This window comes from Caballeronia sp. (assembly GCF_049581465.1).
In the GTDB taxonomy this organism is placed as follows: domain Bacteria; phylum Pseudomonadota; class Gammaproteobacteria; order Burkholderiales; family Burkholderiaceae; genus Caballeronia.
This window is the reverse complement of the sequence record NZ_JBAUSA010000245.1, coordinates 1-1838: the sequence shown is the minus strand read 5'-3', so window position 1 is coordinate 1838 and position 1838 is coordinate 1. Positions and strand designations below refer to the sequence as shown.

The 1838-nt window shown below is 63.0% G+C and carries 2 protein-coding genes; both read right to left on the bottom strand.

Annotation, left to right across the window (positions count from 1 at the left end; genetic code table 11):
* Nucleotides 1–296, bottom strand: a 296-nt coding sequence (locus WCA53_RS06070) for an AlkA N-terminal domain-containing protein (RefSeq protein ID WP_423906907.1), incomplete at its 3' end; no start/stop codon positions are given.
* Nucleotides 293–1420 carry a bifunctional DNA-binding transcriptional regulator/O6-methylguanine-DNA methyltransferase Ada gene (gene ada / locus WCA53_RS06065; protein WP_423906904.1) on the bottom strand — a complete coding sequence of 376 codons (1128 nt, stop codon included), beginning with the start codon at nucleotides 1418–1420 and terminating at the stop codon, nucleotides 293–295. The genes ada and WCA53_RS06070, both read right to left, overlap by 4 nt.
* Nucleotides 1421–1838 lie beyond the last annotated feature (418 nt).

The window sequence follows — 1838 nt, the reverse complement described above, 5'->3', positions numbered from 1 at the left end:
GCAATGGCTGGCGCGTCAGCCTGGAGGTCGAACATGCGCGTCAAATGCGCGCCGATCGACGCCGCGTGCCGACTTGCCGCGCCTTCTATATCGGCTACGAGGCACGGTTTTGTCGCGTGCTGCCTGACGCTGAGCGTGCCGGCCTCGCCGAGCCATTCGATCGCCCGCCGATACGCGCCGTCTTCCACCGTTTCGACGCCGCGCGTCGCCCGGCCGGCAAAGAAACGCAGCACGCGCGGCCAGTCGTAGGGTTCTACGAAGGGGAGATGCAGGCGTTTGCGCGGCACATCGCTCAACTCACTTCCCTCGCATCGATGTCGGCCTCGGCCTCGGCCTTAGACGCGTGCGCTTCTTCCCAATGCCGCTTTTCCGCCGACAACAACGCGACCTTGCGCGCCACGCCCCATCGATAACCCGCCATCGCACCGCTTTTTTGCACGACCCGATGACACGGAATCGCGAGCGCCACCGGATTCGATGCACACGCGTTCGCCACCGCCCGCACCGCGCGCGGTGAACCGAGTGTTTCGGCGATCTCGGTATAACTGCGCGTCTGCCCATAAGGGATTTGCCGGAGCGCGTCCCACACGCGCTGCTGGAACCCCGTCGCGCTGATGTCGAGCGGCAGGTCGAAACGCTCGCGTGAACCGCGCAGATAGGCATCGATTTGCGCGATGAACGGCGCGAGCCGCGTCTTGTCCTCGATCCGTTGCGCCTCCGACAATTCGAGCGCAAGGTCGGCTTCGAGCGGCGCGGGGTCGTCGCCGAAAGCGATCTTGCAGATGCCTTTTGCAGTCGCCGCGACCAGCACAATGCCGATCGGCGTCTGCGCGGTCGCAAAATGCACGACCAGCCCAGCCCCTTTTCGCCGATAAACCGATGGCGCCATCCCGAGTTCAGCCGGCGCGGCGTCGTACATCCGCGAGACGGAACCGAAACCGGCGTCGTGGGTTGCGCGCGTCACATCATCGCCGCGCTGGAGCGCGGTGCGCAGGGCGTCGGCGCGCCGGGCCGCCTGATATTGCCTCGGCGATACCCCGACCACGCGCGAAAAAAGGCGCTGCAAGTGAAACGGACTGACGTGAACGGCAGCGCTCAGTTGTGCGAGTGTCAGGCGTTGTTGCGGATCGGCGTCCAGCACTTTGCACGTCCGTTCGACTATGGCGAGTTCGCGCGGCAAGCTGGTCGGCTGGCATCGCTTGCACGCGCGATACCCTGCGGCTTCGGCGTCTGCGGGGGTATCGAAGAATTCGACATTCTCCCGGCGAGGCGGCCGCGACGCGCACGACGGGCGGCAGAACACGCCGGTGGTGCGCACGGCGTAGAAAAACGCGCCGTCGGCGCTCGTGTCGCTGCTGGAAACGGCGTTCCAGCGGGCGGCATCATCGGAAAAAGCGGAAGGGGGCGTGGCGGTTTTCATCACAATCCTCATTTGGCACAGGGTACGTGATTACTTTAGTCGCCGGCGTGGCGTCGTACGCGCCGGTTCTTGCGCTGTAATTTCGGCTCTTGCCGCCTTGTCTGCCAGTGCTTCGGTTTTAGCGCACCAGCAAATTTATTCGCCACCATAGGGGTTTTTACTACGATTGTTGTTGCAACCCCGCAAACCCCTGTGTAGTATTGAGCTTGTCTCCTCCATGTCTCCTCCTGATATGGATTCAGCCCGCTCCACATAGAGCGGGCTTTTTTTCGTCTATACAGTCTTGATGGGTCCCTTTGTCAGACGCTGACATCTGGCGCGCCGACTGCTCCTCGCTATCGCGCCCTTTCTCCTACACTGGCTATTCATCCGTTCTGCGGGCCATTCGGGGCGTTCAACATGAAAATCCACATTCGCG